Source organism: Cobetia sp. 29-18-1 (assembly GCF_029846405.1).
GTDB classification, from domain to species: Bacteria; Pseudomonadota; Gammaproteobacteria; order Pseudomonadales; family Halomonadaceae; genus Cobetia; species Cobetia amphilecti.
Window position 1 is genome coordinate 103,999 of the sequence record NZ_JARWKS010000010.1, and the last position, 18,461, is coordinate 122,459.

Consider the following 18,461-nt stretch of genomic DNA (forward strand, 5'->3'; position numbering starts at 1 on the left):
AACAACAGCCCTACCGCTTCACCTCATTGGTGGCGCGACCACTGACTTTACATAAAACATAGCGCGAGCCAGCCGACTCAATACAACATAATCGACAGAAAGTTCCCTTCATCTTTCCGTGACATACTGTCATTCCCCTGCCTTCAAAAATCAATATGAAAACTGCCATTAAATATATAAGGAGGAAATATTCAGCATAACCCATCAACAACTCACTATAAGGTGCCGGATGATCGATTCTTACAATGAACCTATCCTTTATTGGCCTCTCGTATACCCAACAAGCAATTCATACAGAAAAGGCATCATGGGTATCAAGCTGCACAATCAAGAGACAACGACACCGAAAATTCATGCCGACTTCCTAAGCAGCTCCTTCCAGCATTACGAAAAAGATCTCGCTCGTCAGTTTTCGGTCAGCGTCTCAACCATCCAGCGATGGTGTTACAAAAAACCCGCGGCTGACCGCGGGCAAGATCGAAACACTGGCAGGCGATGATCAGCTTGGCATCCTGCTCCTAGAACCATACCTCGCTCTGGACACCGAAGGCCCATTCGCCTCCCGTGAAGCCTGCACTCCCGAGGGCATCGTCTTCGGAGTAATCATTGAGCTCCTCATCCCAGTCACTCCAGGACGCGAACAGGCGAATTTCCGGACGCTTCCAGAAGCCACCGACTTCAGGCTTGAAGGTCGGTGCAATGGTGAACTTGCGATACCCGCCTTCCACGGCATTGCCTGTCGAGCCGGGGTCCAGGTCCATCCATTGATAGCTCAGCTCGTACTGCATCTCGAAATTCGTCGTCAGCTCATTGGCCAGACGCGCATTGAAGGTCGCCCAGGAATACTCATCTCCGTCGTCGTAGCGATCTTTGCTCACCTCTGCCAGAACGGCTGGTGCGAAGCGCCACTTGGGTGCGAGATAGGTCGTGCCGTAAAGCCCCAGGCGAGTAGAGGTGGCGTCATCCGTCAGGTTCCCGTCAGCCCCGATGACCTTGGTCTCCGCGCCGAGCCCGCGGCCATGCAGCACGGCGGCCTTGAAGCTGCCATCGGCGAGGCCAAAGAAGCTGTCGCCATGGTAGGCCAGCATGGTGTGGAAGCCGGAATCGGCCGCTTCGGCCCCCGTGTCCATGGCGCGCTCTTCATTGTCTGCCGCCGATAGGGCACTGACCATCCACTGCCAGTGGCCGACATAGTTGTTCATGGTGAACGTCAGGTTGTCGGTATTGCCGCCAGTATCGGAGTCCTCTGTCGGGTATTCACTGTAACTGCGCCCGTAGACCGAGAAGTTGGCTTTCCAGTCATCGGCAAGCTGAACGTCGTAGATACCTGCGCCGGTCCCGGCGAGGAAGATGAAATCGCTGTCTAGCCAGTGGATATCGAAGTTGTCCCGATCGAAGCGCTTGCCCGCCCAGATGGAGGAATTCTCGAAGGCGCCGGTAAAGCTCGGCAGATCGCTCAACTCCACGAAGACCTGTCGTACGTTCAGACTGGACTCGTCCGAGGTCCAGTCGTTACTGGTCTCTACTCCGTCGGCAATCATGGTGCGGTAAAGCGCCTTCGTCCCGTTGTCGTAGCGGGTCTTGTAGTTGAATACCGACTCGACGTAGGTGTCGGGCTCGTTCCCCAGCCGCCCGACCGCCCCGCCCACCGAGCCCGCCGGCGTGAGATAGGGGCCGCCTTCGATGCTCTTGCCTCCTTCGCCGATCAATAGCCCAGAGCGGGCATAGGCATTGAAGGAGAAACCTTCTTCGCCACTGGCCTGGCGCTCGACGGCCGCCAGACGCTCTTCGAGGTCCTCGGTCTGCGCGGTCACGCGCGCGGGTTGATCAGCCTCATTCGACTGGCGCTGAACGGCCATCGCGCGCTCTGCCTCGGCGGCGCGACGCTCAGCCGCTCTGGCCCGTTGTTCGGCGTCATCGATACGCTGTTCCAGCTCTGCGAGCCGCGCCTCGATATCGCCTGTCCCGTCGGCATTGGCGAGTCCACTGGTGCTCATGACCGCTATGGTAACGGCCATGACGAGTGGGGTCTTGAGCGGGTGCTGAGGGGGAGTTGTCATGTTGAAGAGAGCCTTTGTTGTTGTTGACGAATCACTCGCTTGGCGATGATCAGCGAAGTGGCGCCCGAATCATTGGCGTTGGCGTTGGAGGGGTGGCCACATTCACTTAATCGTTTAAGACCCTAGTGGCAATCTGGTGCTCCAGACACACGACTTATGTCGAAATTCGACCAAAGGGGAGCGATCACCGCGTAAAACTCCCATTTCTGGCGACATATCGGTGACAGCAAGACCAAAGTTCAGGTTGCGGATATCGACGCCAATCGCTTGACTGTGACTACGCCTTAATCGATTAAGAAACCACCATCGGACGACGTTGTGACTCTCCCCCACCCAGACGTCCGATGCGGGTCAAACAACAACAAGTGACGAGGATCCACCATGCAACGCAAGACGTTAATCGCCTCAAGCTTCGCCCTGCTGGGAGCGGCCACCACCGCCCCTGCCTTGGGCGCGGACCTGACCATCTCCTGCGGTGCGGTCGGGGCCGAACTGGAACTCTGTGAACAGGGCGTCGCTGCCTGGGAAGACAAGACCGGCCATGAGGTCGATATCGTCTCCACGCCCAATTCCTCGACGGAACGCCTCTCGCTCTATCAGCAGATTCTGTCAGCGCAGTCCGGTGACATCGACGTCTTGCAGATCGATGTGGTCTGGCCGGGTCTGCTCGGCAATCACCTGCTTGATCTGCACCAGACGCTCGGCGAAAAGGCAGCGCAGGGCCACTTCAAGACCATCATCGACAACAACACGGTCGATGGCCGCCTGGTGGCCATGCCCTGGTTCACGGATGCCGGGGTGCTCTACTACCGCAAGGACCTGCTGGAGAAGTACGGGTTCGCACCGCCCGAGACATGGCAGGAGCTGACAGAGACTGCCACGCAGATCCAGGCCAAGGAACGCGAGGCCGGCAGCGAGAAGATGTGGGGTTACGTCTTCCAGGGGCGTGCCTATGAGGGCCTGACCTGCAATGCGCTGGAATGGGTCGCCAGCAACGACGGTGGCGCCATTGTCGATGCCGATGGCGAGATCACCGTCGACAACCCCAATACGGCCTCCGCTCTCGACCTGGCCGCCAGCTGGATCGGCGAGATCACCCCGCAAGGGGCGCTCAATTATTCCGAGGAAGAAGCCCGCGGCATCTTCCAGTCCGGCAACGCCGTCTTCATGCGCAACTGGCCCTACGCCTGGTCGCTGACCCAGAGCGATGACAGCAAGGTGGCTGGCAAGGTCGGGGTGGTCAAGCTGCCTCACGGTGCCGAGGGAGAAAGCGCGGCGGCGCTGGGTGGCTGGAACCTGGCGGTCTCGAAGTACAGCGAGAACCCCGAGCTCGCCTCGCAGCTGGTGGCCTTCCTCACCGGTGAGTCCGAGCAGAAACGCCGGGCCATCCAGGCCGCCTACAACCCGACCCTCACGGCGCTGTATCAGGACGAAGAGGTGCTCACCGCCGTGCCCTTCTTCGGCACGCTCTACGACACCTTCACCAATGCCGTGGCACGTCCGTCTGCCGTCACCGGTGACAACTACGGCCAGGTCAGCAACGCCTTCTTCAATGCGACCCACAGTGTGCTGAGCGGCGAGCAGAGCGGCGCCCAGGCCGTGGCTCAGCTGAAGGGCGAGCTGGCTCGCATCAAACGTCGTCGCTGGTAACCCGGGAGGTTTCGCATGACAACCACGCTCAATGAGTCAGTGCCGACGGACACGCCCTCGGCCCGGACCCGCAAACGCGGTACCAAGGTCAGACGCCAGCGGGTACGTGCGGCCTGGACCTATCTCGCGCCGATGCTGGTCGCGCTGGCCCTGGTGGCCGGCTGGCCACTGCTGAGAACCTTCTACCTCAGCTTGACCGATGCCTCGCTCTCGGACACGACCGGCGCCGCCTTCATCGGCTTTGAAAACTATCTCGTGAAGGACGACGGCGTCTGGTACGGCCTGCTGGCTGACCCGGTGTGGTGGAATTCCGTCTGGAACACCGTCTATTTCAGCGTCATCTCGGTGTCGCTGGAAGTTGTCTTCGGCATCATCGTGGCCCTGCTGCTCAACGCCGAATTCAAGGGGCGCATGCTGGTCCGCGCCGCGGTGCTCATCCCCTGGGCCATCCCGACCATCGTCTCCGCCAAGATGTGGGCCTGGATGCTCAATGACCAGTTCGGAATCATCAACCACCTGTTGATGGGGCTGGGGCTGATCGATGCGCCACTGGCCTGGACGGCGGATGCCGATCTTTCGATGTGGGCCGTGATCATGGTCGATGTGTGGAAGACCATCCCGTTCGTGGCACTGCTGGTACTCGCCGCGCTGCAGATGCTGCCCAAGGATTGCTATGAAGCCGCCGAGGTCGATGGCATCCACCCGGTGAAGGTGTTCTTCCGTGTCACCCTGCCATTGATCACCCCGGCCCTGCTGGTCGCCGTGATCTTCCGTCTTCTCGATGCACTGCGCGTCTTCGACGTCATCTATGTGCTGACCTCCAACTCGTCCAGCACCATGACCATGTCGATCTACGCCCGCCAGCAACTGGTGGAGTTCCAGGACGTGGGCTACGGCAGTGCCGCCTCCACGATGCTGTTCCTGATCATCGCGCTGGCCGTCGTGGTCTACCTCTACCTTGGCCGCCGCCAACTGGGAGTGGATAAATGAATCAGCATCCGATGAATCGTTACCAGATGACCCGACTCGCCAAGCTGGTCGGCAAATGGGCCTTGATCGCCATCATCATCGTCTACGCCGTGTTCCCCTTCTATTACGCGGTCATCACCTCACTGAAACCGTCCAATGAGCTGTTCGAGGTCAACTACTGGCTGACCTCACTGGACTTCAGCAATTACGCCCAGATCTTTGCGCAGAAGAGTTTCCTGCAGGCGATCGGCAACTCGATCCTGATCGCCTTGAGCGTCGTGTTGATCGCCTTGCTGCTGGGTATCACCGCCTCCTATGCACTGGGACGCGTGCGCTTTCGCGGCCGCTCCACCGTGATGCTGATCATCCTCGGGGTCTCGATGTTCCCTCAGGTCGCGGTGCTGTCAGGGCTGTTCGAGGTGATTCGCAGCCTGAATCTCTACAACAACCCTGGTGGCCTGATTCTCAGTTACACCATCTTCACGCTGCCCTTCACTGTCTGGGTGCTGACGACCTTCATGCGTCAGCTGCCCATGGAACTGGAAGAGGCCGCGATCATGGACGGCGCTACGCCGTGGGAGACCATCACCAAGGTCTTCCTGCCCCTGATGTGGCCGGCCATGGCCACCACCGGGTTGCTCGCCTTCATCGCGGCCTGGAACGAGTTCCTGTTCGCCTTGACCTTCACGCTGACCGACAGCGAACGCACCGTGCCGGTCGCCATCGCCCTGATCTCCGGCGGCAGCCAGCATGAGCTCCCCTGGGGCCCCATCATGGCCGCCTCCGTCACCGTCACCATACCGCTGGTCATCCTGGTGATGATCTTCCAGCGCCGCATCGTATCCGGCCTGACCGCCGGCGCCGTCAAAGGATAATTTTCATGTCATTGCTCGAAGCCCAAATGCAGACCTCCTCCAACTGGTGGCGCGGTGGCGTCATCTACCAGATCTACCCGCGCAGCTTCCTGGACAGCAACGGCGACGGGATCGGCGATCTGCCGGGCATCACCGCCAGACTCGATTACGTGGCCTCCCTGGGCGTGGATGGCATCTGGCTGTCGCCCTTCTTCACCTCTCCGATGCTCGACTTCGGGTATGACATCAGCGATTACCGTGATGTCGACCCGATGTTCGGCACCCTGGAGGACTTCAAGGCCCTGCTGGAGCGCGCTCACTCGCTCAATCTCAAGGTCATGATCGACCAGGTGATCAGCCACACCTCCGACCAGCACCCCTGGTTCCAGCAAAGCCGTCAGGACCGCACGAATGACAAGGCCGACTGGTTTGTGTGGGCAGACCCCAAGCCCGATGGCACGCCGCCCAACAACTGGCTGTCGATCTTCGGCGGCTCGGCCTGGACCTTCGATTCGCGCCGCCAGCAGTATTACCTGCATAACTTCCTGACCAGCCAGCCCGACGTGAACTTCCATCACCCGGAGGCCCGTCAGGCTCAGCTCGACAACATGCGCTTCTGGCTGGAACTCGGCGTCGATGGCTTCCGACTGGATACCGTCAACTTCTACTTCCACGATCAGGCTCTGCGCGACAATCCGCCAGTGCCAGCAGGCGAAGCCAAGACACTGGGCGCACCGGATTCCAACCCCTATACCTGGCAGCGCCACGTCTATGACTTGAGCCGCCCGGAAAATCTCGACTTCCTGAGAGACCTACGTGCCCTGATGGATGAATACCCCGGCACCACCACGGTCGGTGAAATCGGTGACGACAAGCCGCTGGAGCGCATGGCGGAATACACCGCTGGGGGCGACAAGCTGCACATGGCCTACGGATTCGATCTGCTCAATGCGCCGCATTCCGCAGGCTATATCCGAGAAGTCATCGAGCGCTTCCAGCGCCTGGCCGGTGATGCCTGGCCATGCTGGGCCCTGTCAAACCACGACGTGGTGCGCAGCGCCACCCGTTGGGGGGCCCACGAAGACCCGGTGTCCTACCCCAAGGTCGCCCTGGCCATGGTGTTGTCACTGCGCGGCAGCGTCTGCCTCTACCAGGGTGAGGAGCTGGGCCTGCCAGAAGCCGAGGTGCCCTTCGAGCGTATTCAGGACCCTTACGGCAAGGTGCTGTGGCCGGAGTTCAAGGGCCGTGATGGCTGCCGGACCCCCATGCCCTGGCGTCAAGCGGCGCAAGGGGACTTCTCAAGTGTCGAGCCTTGGCTACCGGTCGATGAGCGCCACCTGCCACTGGCCGTGGCCAACCAGGAAGACGACGCTAACTCTGTGCTTCATGCCACGCGGATTCTGCTGAACTTCCGCCGTCAGCATCCGGTCTTGCGTGAGGGGGACATTCAACTGGTCGACGTGGGGGACGAGCTTCTGGGCTTCCTGCGTGAGCATGACGGTCAGCGCATGCTGTGCCTGTTCAATCTCACAGGCACTGAACTAAGTACCGCGCTGCCGCAAGCCTACGCAGGCGGCGCGCGTCTTCTCAAGGGCACGGGTTTCACTGCCGAACTGGATGAGGCTCAGCCCCAGACAGCGCGCCTGGTACTGCCGCCCTATCAGGCTGCCTTCCTGGCACTCGACTAACCTTCTTTCGAAAGCCGGTGCCGAGCACCGGCTGGGAGTCGCAAGATGACAAGCGTAACCCTCTCCAAGATCAACAAGACCTTCGGCAGCACGCACATCATCAAGGACCTGGACCTGAAGATCGGCAGCGGAGAATTCGTGGTCTTCGTCGGGCCGTCAGGCTGTGGCAAGTCGACCTTACTGCGCCTGATCGCCGGGCTGGAATCGATCACCGAGGGTGAGATGCATATCGCCAACGATCTGGTCAATGACCTCCCCCCGCGTGAGCGCGGCGTGGGCATGGTCTTCCAGTCCTATGCCCTCTACCCGCACATGACGGTGTACGAGAACATGGCCTTCGGCCTCAAGCTTGCCAAGACCGACAAGGAAAGCGTCGAACAACGCGTGATGGAGACGGCGCGCATCCTTCAGCTCGAGGAGTTGCTGCACCGCAAGCCCAAGGCGCTTTCCGGCGGCCAGCGACAGCGCGTCGCCATGGGGCGCGCCATGGCGCGTGAGCCGAAGATCCTGTTGTTCGATGAGCCGCTCTCCAACCTGGATGCCTCACTGCGGGTGCAGATGCGCAATGAGATCGCCCGCCTGCACCACCGCCTGGGCTCCACCATGGTCTACGTCACCCACGACCAGGTCGAAGCCATGACCCTGGCCGACAAGATCGTGGTACTGCGTGATGGCCGTATCGAACAGGTCGGCAGTCCCCAGACACTTTATCAGGCACCGGCGACCCGCTTCGTGGCCGGCTTCATCGGCTCCCCGACCATGAACTTCCTGCCGGCGGAGCTATTGAGCAGCGATGCCAATAACTGTCGCATCACGACGGCCGGGATCGGCGAGCTGGGCCTGCCTCGCGATGCCGGTAGCGAGCGCGTTGGTAGCCGTCTGATGCTGGGGGTTCGTCCCGAACACCTCTGCCTGGAAGAGGCCCGTGGCGACAACGCCTTCGAGATCGTCAACGTCGAGTACCTGGGCAACGAAGTCTATGTCTATCTGGATCCGAAAGTCGGCGACAGCCTGCTGATCCACCGCAGTGAAGCCCCCAGTCAGTGGAAGATCGGCCAACGCGTCGCGCTGGTGCCGGACCTGGAGCACGTGCATCTCTTCGACAGCCAGGATCGCGCGCTGAGCCTGACCCAGCAACGCCAGGCAGCCTGACGTTCAGGGCCTGTTCTGCAGGGCTTTTTCTCGAGGGCCTGGCAGCCAGGACTGAGTGTCCAGCGCCTGCTCACGGCGCCTCAGGCCAACCGCTTCATTCTCCGCAAGGACCCCACGGGCGGGAGCCATGGTTCCCGCCCAGGAGACTCGCATGTCCACGATTCGAGACACCCAGGTGTCGGCCCACGATTGGTGGCGCGGCGCCGTCATCTATCAGATCTACCCGCGCAGCTTTCAGGACAGCAATGGCGATGGCATCGGTGATCTGCCGGGCATCCTCGAGCGCCTGGATTACATCGCCTCGCTGAATGTCGATGCGATCTGGCTATCCCCCTTCTTTACCTCGCCCATGAAGGACTTCGGCTATGACATCAGCGACTATCGCGATGTCGACCCGATGTTCGGCACCCTGGAGGACTTCGACCGTCTGGTCGAGGCAGCGCATGCGCGCGGCCTGAAAGTCATCATCGATCAGGTGCTCTCACACACCTCCGACGCCCACCCGTGGTTCGAGGAAAGCCGCCAGAGCCGCGATAACCCGCGCGCCGACTGGTATGTCTGGGCAGACCCCAGACCCGATGGCGCACCGCCCACCAACTGGCAATCGATCTTCGGGGGCTCCGCGTGGCAATGGGACACTCGCCGCTGCCAGTACTACCTGCACAACTTCCTGATCGAGCAGCCGGACCTCAACTTCCATCACCCCGAAGTCGTGACGGCCATTCTTGAAGAAGTGCGATTCTGGCTGGAGCGGGGGGTGGATGGTTTCCGCCTGGACGCCATCAACTTCTGCACACATGGTGAGCTAAAGGATAACCCGCCGCGGCGTGAGATCGCCGAGGGCTTCATTGGCGTGCGCCCGGACAACCCCTACGGCTATCAACAACATCTTCACGACAAGACCCAACCCGAGAACCTCGCCGTTCTCGAACGGCTGCGGAGTCTGCTCGATGAATACCCCGGCACCACCAGCGTTGGCGAGGTCGGCGACGATGACTCCTTGCGCGTCATGGCCGAGTACACCCGGGGCGACCAGCGGCTGCACATGGCCTATTCCTTCGATCTGCTGACCGAGAACGCCTCACCCGGCCACCTCCTGGCGACCCTACAGACGATGGAAGCGCAGATCGGGGACGGCTGGCCGTGCTGGGCGCTGGGAAATCACGATGTCACACGTCTGGCAACGCGCTGGGACGCCGAAGCCTCGCCGGCGCGCCTGCGCCTCTATCTCGCCTTCCTGCTGACCCAGCGCGGCAGCGTCTGTCTGTATCAGGGCGAAGAACTGGGGCTGAGTGAAGCCCAGCTACGCCATGACCAGTTGGTGGACCCCGCCGGCATCACCTTCTGGCCACGCTACAAGGGACGCGACGGCTGCCGGACGCCCATGCCGTGGCAGGCCGGTGAGTCACATGCGGGCTTCTCTCGCGTGTCTCCCTGGTTGCCGGTTCCCGACTTCCATCATGCCTTGGCCGTCGACCATCAGGAACACGACCCGGCATCGCTGTTGAATGCCAGCCGGGAGCTGCTCGCCTTCCGCCGCCGTCACCCCGCCCTCAGCCGAGGAGAGATCCACTTCCACTCGCTGCATGAGGAAGTCATCTGCTTCACGCGTCTCTCAGGCGGCGAGTCGTTGCTGATCGCGCTCAACTTCTCTGCTCAGGCCCTGACTCTGGAGACCGCCTGGCGAGCGGAAGCCCTCGAGGATGCCCCCGGCATGATCAATGGTCACTGGCAGGCAGGTCGCCTGACGCTGCCGCCCCACGGCGTTGCCATCGCGCGCTGTGTTGGCGAGGTGCACTGAATCTCCCGCTTGCCGATCACGCGACTCACAAGGAGGTCATGATGACCCTGTCTCAACTCGATCCTCACGCACGCCTCGACTGGTGGCGTGGTGCCACGATCTATCAGATCTACCCCCGCAGTTTCATGGATGCCAACGGCGACGGCATCGGCGACCTGGCCGGCATCATCGAGCGCCTGCCCCATGTGGCCAGCCTCGGCGTGGATGCCATCTGGCTGTCCCCCTTCTTCACCTCGCCGATGAATGATTTCGGCTATGACGTCGCGGACTATCGGGATGTCGACCCGATGTTCGGCCACCTGGAGGATTTCAAGCACCTGGTCTCGCAAGCCCACCAGCTGGGGTTGCGCGTGATCATCGACCAGGTGCTGTCTCACAGCTCCGATCAACACGTCTGGTTCCAGCAAAGCCGTCAGGACCGCCACAACGCCAAGGCCGACTGGTATGTCTGGGCCGACCCGCTCCCGGATGGCAACCCGCCCAACAACTGGATGGCAGCCTTCAGTGGTCGCGCCTGGAGCTTCGATGCCAAGCGTCGCCAGTACTATCTGCACAACTTCCTGGCCAGTCAGCCGGATCTGAATTTCCATCATCCCGAGGTGCGCCAGGCGCAGCTGGACAACCTGCGCTTCTGGCTGGATCTGGGGGTGGACGGCTTCCGCTTCGACGTCGTCAATTACTACTTCCATGACCGCGCCTTGACCGACAACCCGGCGATGGCGCGCGAAGGCGTCAACCCGGGCAACCCGCAGAGCTATCAGCGGATGCAGCACAATATCGAGCAACCGGAGAATCTGGCGTATCTGGAGCGCATCCGCGACCTGCTCGATGAGTACCCGGGCACCACCAGTGTCGGCGAGATCGCCGGCAATGACCCTCTCCCGACCATGGCTGCCTATACCGCCGGCCAACGCCGCCTGCACATGGCCTACACCTTTGACCTGCTCAACAGTGATGGCGATGCCCGCGCGCTTTACGACGTGCTGACGCGCTTTGCCGAGCAAGGCGAAGACACCTGGCCTTGCTGGGCCCTGTCCAATCATGACGTGGAACGCAGTGCGACCAGCTGGGGAGAATCGCGCGCCCTGCTCGCCCTGACGGTGTTGTGTTCGCTGCGTGGCAGCCTGTGCCTCTATCAGGGAGAAGAACTGGGGCTTCCCGAAGCGGAGCTGGCCTTCGAGGACCTGCAGGACCCCTTCGGCATCAACCTGTGGCCCGAGATCAAGGGCCGCGATGGCTGTCGCACGCCGATGGTCTGGGATGACAGCCTGAACGGTGGGTTCAGCCGCTGCGCGACGAAGTCCGGCGTTGAGGCCACGCCCTGGTTACCGGTCTCCCCACGCCAGTTGCCATTGTCGGTGGCGCAGCAGGAAAACCGTGATGACAGCTTCCTGTCGCGAGCACGTCGCCTGCTGCGCTATCGCGGGACCAGCCAGGTGCTGCGCGAGGGTGATCAGACCCTGATTGCCCCCGAGCGGCTCCCGGACAACGTCTTCGCCAGCGTGCGCCAGCATGGAGCGCAACGCTTGCTGTGTCTGGCACACCTCGGGACAGGCGATACGCCGAGCGTGATCGACCCGAGTCAACTGGCGCCAGATATCACCACCTGGACCACCCTCGAGATCGCCGGTGTCACGGCGACACACGCCTCTCACCACCCCCTGTCGCTGATGCCAGGCAGCGCCATGTGGCTCGCCCTCAACTGACGCCTGGCAGATTCGATGCTTCACGGGATGCTCGGTGGATGACGGTCATCCCGGACGCCGCAACAACAATCACAATGATGGAGTCGCACGCCATGCCTTCTGTTATCAGCACCCCACGCCAACGGATGCTCACGACCCTCAAGGGTAGCGCCGGTGCCCTGTTGTTGAGCGGGGCCTCATTGACGGCACCCCTCGCACTGGCCACCGAGGTCACGATTGCCTGTGGCCCTGGCGGAGATTCCGACATGTGCCCGGAGCTCGCCCAGCAATGGGCTGAGCAATCCGGCAATCGTGTCAATGTGATCTCCACTCCCAACGACACCACCGAGAAGCTCTCGCTGTATCAGCAGCTGCTGAGCAGCGGCTCCAGTGACATCGACGTGCTGATCGTCGACATGGCGTGGCCAGGGCTGCTCGACGATCACCTGGTCGACCTTTCCCGCTATCTGCCCGACGACGCCACCGAGGGCTTCTTCCCCGCGCTGGTCGACAACGGCACCGTAGAGGGACGTCTGGTGGCCATGCCCTGGTACACCGACGCAGGCGTGCTCTATTACCGCAAGGACCTGCTGGAAAAATACGACCAGCAGGTGCCGGAGACCTGGCAGCAACTCACCGAGACGGCGCGCACGATCCAGGCGGCGGAACGTGACGCCGGCAATGCCGATTTCTGGGGATACAGCTTCCAGGGGCGCGCCTACGAGGGGCTGACCTGCAACGCACTGGAGTGGGTCGCAAGCCAGGGCGGCGGCACCCTGGTGGATGATGCCGGTGAGGTCACCATCGACAACTCGCGCGCCGCCGAGGCACTCGATCTTGCCGCCTCCTGGATCGGCAGCATCGCTCCGGAAGGTGCGCTGAATCATACCGAGGAGGAGTCACGTGGGTTGTTCCAGTCGGGCAATGCGCTGTTCCTGCGCAACTGGCCCTATGTCTGGAAGCTCAGCCAGGCCGAGGGCAGTCCGGTGGCAGGCAAGGTCGGCATGGCCCCCCTCCCGCATGGCCCGCAGGGCGAGTCACGCGCAACCCTGGGCGGTTGGAATCTTGCGGTATCACGCTACTCGGAGCACCCACAGGCCGCAGCGGAGCTGGTCGCCTACATCACCGCCGCCCCGCAGCAAAAGGCCCATGCCATGAAGATGGGGCGCAACCCCACCATCGAACACCTCTATCAGGATGACGAGGTGCTGGCGAGCAACCCCTCGATGGGGGAGCTCTATGAAGCGCTCAGAACCGGCGTCGCGCGCCCGGCCTCGGTGACGGGCGATGCCTACGCTCGCGTCTCCAATGCCTTCTTCAACCGCACCCATCAGGTGCTGTCGGGCGAGGAGACCGGTGCTCAGGCGGTGGAAGCGCTCGGGAGAGAACTCACCCGCATCGGACGCCGCGGCTGGTAACGCCAACGGCCTCACCCCGCCAGGCCTTGCGCCTGCAGACTGATGACGCTCGGAAGGTCTCGCGCAGAGACGCGGGGCCTTTCCGGCGCTCTAGCATGCCCGTGACCCCTGCCGCCTCGACAACAAGGATCGTGCAATGACATCTACCCAACTCCATCGCCATGCCGCACACGACTGGTGGCGCGGCGCAACGCTCTATCAGATCTATCCGCGCAGCTTCATGGACGCCAATGGCGATGGTGTCGGCGATATTGCCGGCATCATCCAACGTCTGGACTACCTCGCGACCCTGGGGGTGGACGCCATCTGGGTCTCCCCCATCTTCACCTCGCCCATGCAGGACTTCGGCTATGACGTCTCGGACTACCGTGACATCGATCCCCTGTTCGGCACTCTGGAGGACTTCTCGCGGCTCGTCGCCCGCGCACATGAGCTCGGGCTGGGCGTCATCATTGATCAGGTGCTGTCACACAGCTCCGATCAGCATGCGTGGTTCCGGGAAAGTCGCCAATCCTGGGACAATGCCAAGGCTGACTGGTATGTCTGGGCGGACCCGCGCCCGGACGGCGGTGCGCCCAACAACTGGTTAGCCGCCTTCGGTGGCCCGGCCTGGACCTTCGATTCACGGCGCTGCCAGTATTATCTGCACAACTTTCTCGCCAGCCAGCCGGACCTGAACTTTCATCATCCGGAGGTGCGTCAGGCACAGCTCGACAATCTGCGCTTCTGGCTGGAGCTGGGCGTCGACGGGTTCCGCTTCGACACCGCCAACTTCTATTTCCATGACCAGGCGCTGACGGACAATCCGCCGTCCTCGGACGACTACCGTAGCCGTGGGCATCCCCGCAGCTATCAACTGCTGAAACACAATGCGGATCAGCCAGAGAATCTCGACTATCTGGAAGAGATTCGTGCCCTGCTGGAGGAATACCCCGGCGCCACCAGCGTCGGCGAGGTCGGAGGCAGCGACCCGCTTCCCGCCATGGCAGCCTACACCGCGGGCCAGCACCGCCTGCATATGGCCTACACCTTCGACCTGCTCAACAGCACGGGCGATGCCGTGGACTTGCACGCCGTTCTGGCACGCTTTGCCGAGCATGGCGAAGACGCCTGGCCGTGCTGGGCATTGTCCAATCATGATGTTCCGCGCAGTGCCAGCCGCTGGGGGAGCGCACGCGCCTTGCTGGCTCTGACGGTACTCTGCTCATTGCGGGGCAGCCTCTGCCTCTATCAGGGCGAAGAGCTTGGATTCGAGGAAGCGGAGCTGAGCTACGCCGAGCTGCAGGACCCCTTCGGAATCGCGCTATGGCCCGAGGTCAAGGGACGCGATGGCTGTCGCACGCCCATGGTGTGGGAGCCTCAACGCAATGGTGGTTTCTGCGCCGACTCTCTGTCGCCCTGGCTTCCCGTCCATGCCCCTCATCAGTCACAGGCGGTCTCGCTGCAACAAGAGGCGCCCGAGAGCCTGCTGAATCGCGTTCGCAAGCTGCTGGAACTGCGACGTGAGAATGCGACGCTGAAGACGGGGCAACAGACACTCATCTCTCCTTCCGTGCTGCCGAAGGGAGTCTTTGGCGTGATACGCCACACCCCTCACCAGCAGATGGTGTGCCTGGCCAATCTGGAACACGAGACAGATCACGACCCGGAACACGACAACGCCCCCGTCATGCTCGACCTGCCTGCCCTGCTGGGCTCGCGAATGCCTCATGACCAGCATCATGACCCGATAGAGGTCGTCTCGTTGCCCGGCATGGCAACGCCCTCGCTTGAAGCAGGCCAATTGAGCCTGGCGCCGGGGATGGCAGCCTGGCTGGTCGTGCCAGCCGATACCTCACAAGAGCAGGACCGCTAGCAGGCGTTGCCCGGCTGGACGCCTTGTGCGCAGTTGACCGCTCGTTCGACCAACTCCCTCACTTTCTGGGCATTTCTGGTACGTGGCGATATGCTATCTCTGCACTTAATCGTTCAAGCTTTTCATCTTCAGGAACCCGACGCCTGTGTCATCGCCTCGCCGCATCACTCTCAAGGAGCTAGCCGCACAACTCGGCGTCTCCACCGCCAGCGTCTCCAACGCCTTCAACCGCCCCGACCAGCTCTCGCCAGCATTGCGCGAGCGGGTGCTCGAGGAGGCCAGACGCCTTGGCTACCGTGGCCCGGACGCCAAGGCGCGCAGTCTGCGCACGGGGCGCTCACGGATCATCGCCGTGGTACTCGCGGAGACGCTGACCTACAGCCTCAAGGACGCCGTCGCCAGCGAACTGCTGTCGGGCATCGCGGAAGTGCTGGATGCTCACGGCCATACCCTACTGCTGCTTTCAGGCCGCCAGAATGCCTCCCAGGTGCCCGGGTCTTCCAGCATCGCCGATGGCTTCATCGTCTACGGGCTGATGGCCAGCATGGCGCTGGTGGAAGAACTCCAGAGTGCGGGTCACAAGCCTATCGTGGCCGTCGACTTCGATCTGGGCGATCACCCCGCCATCCATGTGGATGATGAGCCCGCCTGCTACGCCATCGCGCAACGTGCCTTGCAGACACCCGCCAGTCGTATCGGCATCGTCAACCTGCGCCTGACCGACACGCCCTGCAATGGCCCCATCACCGATGCCCACGCGCTGCTTGCGACGGGTCAGACAATCACCCGCTCACGTCTGGCAGGTTTTCATCGCGCCCTGACTGAGCGAGAGGTGGCTTTGGAAGACGTCGCGATGTGGAACATCGAGGAAAACACCTATGAGGTCTGCGCGCCGGTGCTGGCAGAGATACTCGACCTGCCGGCCGGCGAGCGGCCAGACCTCCTGCTGTGCATGTCAGACCGTATTGCTCTGACCGCCGTGACCCTGGCCGAACAACGTGGCATCCGAATTCCCGAGGATCTGCGTATCACCGGCTTCGATGGCATCGAGGAAGGACAATATCGGTCACCGCGCCTGACCACCGTCCACCAGGACAGTACCGAGAAAGGCCGCCTTGCCGCGCGAATGATTCTGGGGCTGGAGCCCGCGTCATCACACCGGCTCTCGACACAGCTGATCCAGGGCGAGACCTGTCCGTGAGGAGGTGTCGCCAGGAGTGACGCTATGGGGCGTGGCAGGTATCATCCCCAGCCCGTTCATCGCAGCCGAGGGAGGTTTCCATGCCGATCCTGCACAGCATCATTCACCGTATCGACAAGGGCAATAGCGAGACGCCGGCCCAGCTGGTGCCTGCCGCCACTGCCCTGCCGGCATCCGATGCACTGGAGGATCTGGTGTCCGGGCTCAATGATGCCTACCACGGCAAGGCCAAGAACTGGGGCCGTTTCAATGAAGACGCACCTGCCGCCTTCCCCGCCGAGCTGGCGTCTTTCCTCGCAGGTGATAGCGATTTCGCGAGCCTGACCCAGACGCTTGCCGGTCGACTCATGCCGTTGATCGATGACAACCTCCCGACAGGCGGTCATCTGCTGGTGGTGGATCACCAACAGGGCGAGACGCGTCACCTGTTCATGGCGTTGCTGCACCATCGTGACGGCTTCGCGATCGACGAGTCCCTCGCGGTAACCCCCGCCCGACAGCTCAACATGACCCAGATGTCGCTGGCCGCACGACTGGATATCAGTCAATGGCAAGGCAGCTCGACGTCTCACCCCTATCTGTCCTGGGCGCGCGATCGCGGACGCACCAAGCTCGCCGAGGCCTTCGCCGAAACGCTGGGCGCACAGGAGCAGCGGGATGCCGGTCAGGAAACCCGCACCCTGCTCAAGGCCTTCAGCGACTACGTCGAGAAGGAAGACATGGCCGAGGAGGCCAGTCGCGAGAAAACCGATACCCTGGTCGACTACGCCACTGATCAGGCCAAGCTCGGCGAGCCAATCACGCTGGATCAGTTGTCTGAGCTGATCGATGAAGAGCACCCGCAGGCCTTCTACGACCACATTCGCAACAGCGACTATGGGCTGTCACCGGAAATCCCGCCGGACAAGAAGACGCTCAACCAGTTCAAGCGTTTCACCGGGCGCGCCGCGGGCGTCTCGATCAGCTTTGATTCGCACCTGCTGGGCGACTCGGTGGAATACGATGAAGCGAGTGACCGTCTGATCATCAAGCAGGTCCCGACGGGCCTGCGCGATCAGCTCAAGCAACGCTGAAGCCTCTGATCAGACGACATCACCTGATGCACACCCGGCAGACACACGAAGGCCAGGCAGATGCCTGGCCTTCGTGTGTCTGACAAGAAACCGTGTGCCCCGGCCTTTACAGCCCTTCGAGAACTTCATTCATCTGAGCACGTACACTCTGCAAGCCATTGCCGGAGAGATACCAAAGCCCCGGGGATAGCACGGTGACACCAATGTCCGCGCCGCCAGCATCGGCCAGCGCGGCCTCAAGCGCGTCAGCATCCATCGGGGTCTGGCCAATGGCAGCACTGCGATCGACCACATAAAGAGCATTCGGCGCCATCTCGGCAATATTCGCTGGCGTCAGCGGGTAGAAAGTACGCGCACCACGGCTGACCGGCTCCACGGAGTTCGGCAGCGCCGGCTGATCGATCTGCAGCAGCTCAGTGACGATCGGCTCCTGGCGCAGAACATAACGACCGTCGTTATGGATCACGACCAACGCGTCAAGATTTTCCGCCAGCCCTTCACGCGCCGTCGCAATATCCGACTCGAGCGCTGCCAGCTTCTCACGTGCCTTTTCCTCAGCATGATACGGGGACGCCAGGCTCAGCACCTTGTCACTAAATGCTTCGAAGTAATTGCCTTCTTCGAGAGTGACATCACGCGTCTCCGCCACAGCCTTGAGCGCCTCAAGCGATCCAGACTGACGGCCGGTGACCAGAATCAGGTCCGGCTCCAATCCCGCGATCGCCTCGACATCAGGCTCCTTGAGTCCGCCGACATCTGCTCGATCTTTGATCAAATGCGACACATAGGCGGGTGCAGACTGATGTGGAACCCCGACGAGATGCTCGGCCAAGCCCAGCTCATCCAGCGTATCGGCAGCGCCCCAGTCCAGACTCACGACGGAAGGGCCATGCTCTCCCCCGGCGACTTCGTGTGCCTGTGCACTCAAGGGTAAAGCAGCCAACAACAGAGTAGAGACAGACAAGGTGAGCCCAGTGACGTTCATCGACATTCCCTTTATTGAATAATAATTAATATCATTTGTGTTTGCGATCCTAGCACGACTATTTCCTCAA

At 61.9% G+C, this 18,461-nt stretch carries 13 protein-coding genes; 11 read left to right on the forward strand and 2 right to left on the reverse strand.

All coding sequences use genetic code 11. The features are described 5' to 3' along the window. Positions 1–518: 518 nt before the first annotated feature. The gene (locus tag QD208_RS09965; RefSeq protein WP_279836708.1) at positions 519–2,018 is read right to left on the reverse strand and encodes a carbohydrate porin; all 1,500 of its coding nucleotides are present in this window, start codon (positions 2,016–2,018) and stop codon (positions 519–521) included. A gap of 423 nt (positions 2,019–2,441) precedes the next feature. On the opposite strand from QD208_RS09965, the gene QD208_RS09970 reads away from it, so the two are divergent. The 11 genes from QD208_RS09970 (at position 2,442) to QD208_RS10020 (ending at position 17,406) form a co-directional block, all read left to right on the forward strand. Continuing rightward, positions 2,442–3,710 carry an ABC transporter substrate-binding protein gene (locus tag QD208_RS09970; protein WP_225347884.1) on the forward strand — a complete coding sequence of 423 codons (1,269 nt, stop codon included), beginning with the start codon at positions 2,442–2,444 and terminating at the stop codon, positions 3,708–3,710. A 15-nt stretch (positions 3,711–3,725) separates the two neighbouring features. Beyond that, complete coding sequence (locus QD208_RS09975) at positions 3,726–4,700, forward strand: sugar ABC transporter permease (protein WP_043334056.1); 975 nt, start codon at positions 3,726–3,728, stop codon at positions 4,698–4,700. A gap of 11 nt (positions 4,701–4,711) precedes the next feature. Continuing rightward, entirely contained in the window at positions 4,712–5,554 is an 843-nt protein-coding gene (locus tag QD208_RS09980; RefSeq protein ID WP_279836719.1) for a carbohydrate ABC transporter permease, read from the forward strand. 26 nt (positions 5,555–5,580) lie between these two features. After that, complete coding sequence (locus QD208_RS09985) at positions 5,581–7,221, forward strand: alpha-glucosidase family protein (RefSeq protein ID WP_175090568.1); 1,641 nt, start codon at positions 5,581–5,583, stop codon at positions 7,219–7,221. Positions 7,222–7,266: 45 nt separating this feature from the next. Continuing rightward, positions 7,267–8,373: a sn-glycerol-3-phosphate ABC transporter ATP-binding protein UgpC gene (gene ugpC / locus QD208_RS09990; protein WP_175090554.1), complete on the forward strand. Its 1,107-nt coding sequence runs from the start codon at positions 7,267–7,269 to the stop codon at positions 8,371–8,373. Between the two features lie 151 nt (positions 8,374–8,524). Further along, complete coding sequence (locus tag QD208_RS09995; RefSeq protein ID WP_024950906.1) at positions 8,525–10,174, forward strand: alpha-amylase family glycosyl hydrolase; 1,650 nt, start codon at positions 8,525–8,527, stop codon at positions 10,172–10,174. Between the two features lie 41 nt (positions 10,175–10,215). Then, positions 10,216–11,880: an alpha-amylase family glycosyl hydrolase gene (locus QD208_RS10000; RefSeq protein ID WP_088743465.1), complete on the forward strand. Its 1,665-nt coding sequence runs from the start codon at positions 10,216–10,218 to the stop codon at positions 11,878–11,880. Positions 11,881–11,972: 92 nt separating this feature from the next. Further along, entirely contained in the window at positions 11,973–13,277 is a 1,305-nt protein-coding gene (locus QD208_RS10005; protein WP_248623599.1) for an ABC transporter substrate-binding protein, read from the forward strand. Positions 13,278–13,413: 136 nt separating this feature from the next. Next, positions 13,414–15,132 carry an alpha-amylase family glycosyl hydrolase gene (locus tag QD208_RS10010; protein ID WP_279836709.1) on the forward strand — a complete coding sequence of 573 codons (1,719 nt, stop codon included), beginning with the start codon at positions 13,414–13,416 and terminating at the stop codon, positions 15,130–15,132. Positions 15,133–15,277: 145 nt separating this feature from the next. Next, the gene (locus QD208_RS10015; protein WP_279836710.1) at positions 15,278–16,333 is read left to right on the forward strand and encodes a LacI family DNA-binding transcriptional regulator; all 1,056 of its coding nucleotides are present in this window, start codon (positions 15,278–15,280) and stop codon (positions 16,331–16,333) included. Between the two features lie 80 nt (positions 16,334–16,413). Beyond that, complete coding sequence (locus tag QD208_RS10020) at positions 16,414–17,406, forward strand: nucleoid-associated protein (protein ID WP_024952240.1); 993 nt, start codon at positions 16,414–16,416, stop codon at positions 17,404–17,406. A gap of 106 nt (positions 17,407–17,512) precedes the next feature. On the opposite strand, the gene QD208_RS10025 is transcribed toward QD208_RS10020, so the two are convergent. Next, positions 17,513–18,391 (reverse strand): ABC transporter substrate-binding protein, encoded by an 879-nt coding sequence (locus QD208_RS10025; protein ID WP_279836711.1) that lies wholly within the window; start codon positions 18,389–18,391, stop codon positions 17,513–17,515. Positions 18,392–18,461 lie beyond the last annotated feature (70 nt).

What these genes read in the sequence shown, in the direction of transcription:
- QD208_RS10010 (WP_279836709.1), top strand. Translation starts at nt 13,414, where the DNA reads ATGACATCTACCCAACTCCATCGCCATGCCGCACACGACTGGTGGCGC.
- QD208_RS09980 (WP_279836719.1), top strand. Translation starts at nt 4,712, where the DNA reads ATGAATCGTTACCAGATGACCCGACTCGCCAAGCTGGTCGGCAAATGG.
- QD208_RS09985 (WP_175090568.1), top strand. Translation starts at nt 5,581, where the DNA reads ATGCAGACCTCCTCCAACTGGTGGCGCGGTGGCGTCATCTACCAGATC.
- ugpC (WP_175090554.1), top strand. Translation starts at nt 7,267, where the DNA reads ATGACAAGCGTAACCCTCTCCAAGATCAACAAGACCTTCGGCAGCACG.
- QD208_RS10020 (WP_024952240.1), top strand. Translation starts at nt 16,414, where the DNA reads ATGCCGATCCTGCACAGCATCATTCACCGTATCGACAAGGGCAATAGC.
- QD208_RS10000 (WP_088743465.1), top strand. Translation starts at nt 10,216, where the DNA reads ATGACCCTGTCTCAACTCGATCCTCACGCACGCCTCGACTGGTGGCGT.
- QD208_RS09965 (WP_279836708.1), bottom strand. Translation starts at nt 2,018, where the DNA reads ATGGCCGTTACCATAGCGGTCATGAGCACCAGTGGACTCGCCAATGCC.
- QD208_RS09995 (WP_024950906.1), top strand. Translation starts at nt 8,525, where the DNA reads ATGTCCACGATTCGAGACACCCAGGTGTCGGCCCACGATTGGTGGCGC.
- QD208_RS10005 (WP_248623599.1), top strand. Translation starts at nt 11,973, where the DNA reads ATGCCTTCTGTTATCAGCACCCCACGCCAACGGATGCTCACGACCCTC.
- QD208_RS10025 (WP_279836711.1), bottom strand. Translation starts at nt 18,391, where the DNA reads ATGAACGTCACTGGGCTCACCTTGTCTGTCTCTACTCTGTTGTTGGCT.
- QD208_RS09975 (WP_043334056.1), top strand. Translation starts at nt 3,726, where the DNA reads ATGACAACCACGCTCAATGAGTCAGTGCCGACGGACACGCCCTCGGCC.
- QD208_RS09970 (WP_225347884.1), top strand. Translation starts at nt 2,442, where the DNA reads ATGCAACGCAAGACGTTAATCGCCTCAAGCTTCGCCCTGCTGGGAGCG.